This is a genomic window from Actinomycetes bacterium, from assembly GCA_036510875.1.
GTDB lineage: Bacteria > Actinomycetota > Actinomycetes > Prado026 > Prado026 > DATCDE01.
Genome location: DATCDE010000377.1, coordinates 1 through 3,770, shown reverse-complemented (window position 1 = coordinate 3,770; position 3,770 = coordinate 1). Strand labels below are relative to the sequence as shown.

Sequence of the window (3,770 nt, the reverse complement as noted above, 5' to 3'; positions counted from 1 at the left end):
GCGATCAGTACGCGCCGCTGCTGGCCACCCGAGAGGGTGCTCACGTCGACCTGAGCCCGGTCGTCGAGACCGACGACGGCCAGAGACTCCGCGATGATTCGCCGGTCCTGGTGGTTCGGTCGGCCGAGCCAGCCCTGGTGTGGGAGCCGGCCGATCGCGACGATCTCGGTGACGGTCGCGCGCACGGACGTTGACAACGTATGGCGTTGCGGGACGTATCCGAGACGGGCATGCTCCCGGAAGCGGGCGATCGGGGTGCCGAAGAGCGACACGTCACCGGCGAGATGCGAGTTCAGGCCCAGCATCCCCTTGACCAGCGTCGACTTGCCCGAGCCATTGGGACCCAGGACGGCGACGACCTCACCGGCACGGATATCCAGGGTGACGCCGGAGACCATCGCGTGGTCCCCATACCCGAAGGATGCCGAGCGAAGCGTGACCACCGGCTGCGAGCCGTCCGGGCCAGCTGGGCCGTCGTCGCGAGCGCCGGGGCCGGTCGTCACGGGCACCCCTGCCCTGTCCGCAGCGTGGCGAGATTGGACCTCATGATCTCAAAGTAGTTCTTGCCGCTTGACGCCTTGGTCAGGCCTTCGATCGGGTCGAGAGTGGACACCGTGGCGCCGGACTCCCGGGCAACGGTCGCCGCGATGGCTGGGCTCGCCAGGGTCTCCGCATAGACCGTTGTCACGGCGTGAACCCTGGCATAAGTGCTGACCGCGGCGATCTCGGCGGCACTCGGCTCTTGCTCGGGGGACAGGCCGCTGATGGCTACCTGCTGCAGGGCGAAGCGCTGGGCGAGATAGCCGAAGGCCGCGTGGCTGGTGACGAGCTGTCTGCGCTGGCACTTGGCCAGCCCGGTGGTGAACTCCGTGGAGAGGGCGCCGAGCCGGTCCTCGAAGGTCCGGGCGTTCTTGTCATAGTCGGCTTTGTGGGTGGGATCGGCGCTCGAGAGCCTGGCCGAGATCGCCTTCGCAACCGTTGAGTAGCGTTGCGGGTCAAGCCAGAAGTGCGGATCGGTGGCTCCCGAGGCGAGTCTGAGGTTGAGGTTGGCGCTGGGGGCGACGTTGAGCGCGCGACTGCCCGCCTGCGACTCGGCGGCCTTGTCGACCGCGCCCTGCAACCCCTTCTCGTAGATCACGAGTCCCGCCTTGCTGACGGTGGCCACATCGCGGGTCGTGAGCTCGATATCGTGTGGCTCTGCGCCGGGCCTGGTCAGGTTGGTGACCGCAACGTGGTTGCCGCCGATCTGCTCAGCGGCGAACTGCAGCGGGTAGAAGGACGTCACGACGGTCAGCTGCCCCGCGCTGTTTGTTGCCGACGCACCCGAGCTGCAGGCGCTCAGGACGAGGGCGGCAACGAGCAGGGGGGCCGCGGCAATGACTTTGGGTGACCTCATATTGCCAATTATCGAGATCAATGAGAATCATTGTCAAAATAGCGTCTCAAAGGGGACAAATCGGACTCAGCGGCATAGCCAGAGTCTAGGTGGCTGGTGTTCAACGGATGTTTGTTGGGCCGGTGTGATCGATTCGGCGCTGTGAACCGGGCGTACGGGGGCGTGACTCGCGGATCCTTTTGATGGCAGCCGGTTTTGGGGCTGGTGTGAGCCATTGTCGGTGTCCACCGGCCGCGGATGGGCCTGTCCTGGGTTCCGGGGTGACCCTGACCTGTTCAGCTGGTTACTACCACCCACCGGCGCCCTGATGCTCGGGTGAGTCCGAGCACGCCGAACCGGGCGAGGTTGACCGCGGCAGCAAGGAGAGAGAAGTCGGCGGCGACCTTGGTCTGTCCGCGGACTCGGGCTCGCCGCCCGCCGTGTCGGCGGCGCATCAGGTGGCCGATCTTGCGTTCCACCTTGGGCCTGGTGGCCCGGTAGTCGGCCCGCCAGGTGGGGTCGGCCTGGGCGGCCCGGGCCCGGACGAGCTCGGCTTCGTAGCGGCCGATCCGGATAACGCGACCGGCCTTGGCGGTCGTGCACTGGGCGGCCAGCGGGCACCCCTTGCAGGCCGCGCCGAAGGCCGCTGTCCCAGCGCCGGCCTTGGCCGCCCGGATGTGCACGACAACGTCGGCGGGGCAGGTCACGGTGTCGGCCTCGGTGTCGACAGCGAAGCGGTCCTTGGGGAAGCGACCCCCTGGTGCGACCGGCGGCTGGACCTTGGTCATGACCTTCGCACCGGCGGCCTCCAGTTCAGCCAGCAGGGCGCCTGCGCCGTACGCGGCGTCGCCGTAGACCGCCAACGGCGCCTCCTGGGATTCGGCCGCGTCATCCTGCACGGCACCGGCCTGCTCGGTGTCGTTGCCCCGGTTGCCGCTACATGTGGCCGCCGGCTCACCGGGTGCGTCCGCGTCATCGGTGCGCTCGGTGCTGCCTGGGTCGGGGATGTCGCCGGCGAGCAGGCCAACAGCTGAGGCCGCGTCGCTGGTGTTGCCCGCGGTGACCGCGGTCGCGGTGATGACCTCGGCGTCCGGGTCGATCGCAATGTGACCCTTGAACCCATCGAATCGGTGGGCTGAGGTCTTGTGGCCATGCCGGGACTGGGGGTCCACGGTGGAGATCACCCGGTCTTTGGCGACCCGGCGCGCGATCGTGAAGACCCCTCCGGTCCCCATGTCCAGGTCCTGGCCGAGCACGGTCGCCAGCAGCGCACCAGCCTGGGTCGCGGCGGGGTCCAGCTCGCGACCATCCAGCACCGCAAGTACCGCTGTGCCGTCCTTTGCCAGGGCGTCCACGAGATGTTTGCGGGCGGCGGCATCGTCGTAGTCACAGACCGGCTTACCCGCGGCGGCGTAGTCGTCGTCGCGGCGGATCACGGCCCGCAGCTGCGCGCCCAGCTCGGCACCGGCAGCCTTGAGCACCCCACGGATAGCCGAGCGGATCAAGGTGACGGTGTCCATCGTGGCCACAGCGTCATACAACGGGGTCGAGTCCAGGACCCGTTTGCGCCCGACCAGCCCAGCCGCCTTGGCCGCCGCAAGGGTCACCTCAAAGATCCGGTCCGGACGCGTCGAAGCGGCCAGCCGGGCTCGCATGTCCACCAGGACCGTGTGCACGAAACCGGGGTAGTCAAAGGCCAGGCCGCCCGCGGCGTACTTCCACCGGGCATCGAACGTGAACCGGTCCACAGCCTCCCGGTCGCTGCACCCCTCGATCCGCTGCAGCACCATCACCACCGCCACAATCATCGGCGGGACGCTGCGGCGTCCCACGTCGGTGAACAAGTCCGCGAACATCTCATCGGGGAACAAGGTGAAGCACTCCCGGTTCAGGACCGCGTAGATCGAGTCCGTACCGACCCGACCCTCGCAGTACCCCACCGTCGTACGCAACAGGTCTCCCTGTTTCGGCGCCAGACCCAACGTCATCGCGAACTCCCAAACCAGACAACACAACCCGCCGCTGTCATTCTCCCAAAGTGCTCACATCAGCCGGGTCGGCGACACGCGAAAAACACCACCGTCCTAGGTGGCTGGTGTCTTTCGTTTTCCATGATTTCGACGCACAACATGTAGCACTGGGAGTGCGCTGAAATGCCAACATATTGTGGTGATCTCACCCATGTCGCCGTCAACAACGCGTTTGACACCTGGCACCTAGACGGCGTCGTGATGAGCGCGTCCATCCGCGCGACGAAGCCATGACAAGCCCCACGCAGATCAGAGTGCCCTGCCAGGGTCAGCCGACCTGGCAGGAGCGAACATGAAGGCCGCGGTCTGCTACCACCCGGGCGGCCCCGAGGTCTTCCGCCACGAGGACGTCCCCGATCCCGCCT

At 67.3% G+C, this 3,770-nt stretch carries 3 protein-coding genes; all 3 read right to left on the bottom strand.

The window, feature by feature from the left end:
* Positions 1–398: ATP-binding cassette domain-containing protein (locus tag VIM19_21385; protein HEY5187381.1), on the bottom strand; the 398-nt coding region annotated here is incomplete at its 3' end.
* Positions 399–499: 101 nt separating this feature from the next.
* Positions 500–1,285 (bottom strand): metal ABC transporter substrate-binding protein, encoded by a 786-nt coding sequence (locus VIM19_21380; GenBank protein HEY5187380.1) that lies wholly within the window; start codon positions 1,283–1,285, stop codon positions 500–502.
* 386 nt (positions 1,286–1,671) lie between these two features.
* On the bottom strand, positions 1,672–3,363 hold the full coding sequence (locus VIM19_21375) for a transposase (GenBank protein ID HEY5187379.1): 1,692 nt from the start codon (positions 3,361–3,363) through the stop codon (positions 1,672–1,674).
* Positions 3,364–3,770 lie beyond the last annotated feature (407 nt).

What these genes read in the sequence shown, in the direction of transcription:
- VIM19_21375 (HEY5187379.1), bottom strand. Translation starts at nt 3,363, where the DNA reads ATGACGTTGGGTCTGGCGCCGAAACAGGGAGACCTGTTGCGTACGACG.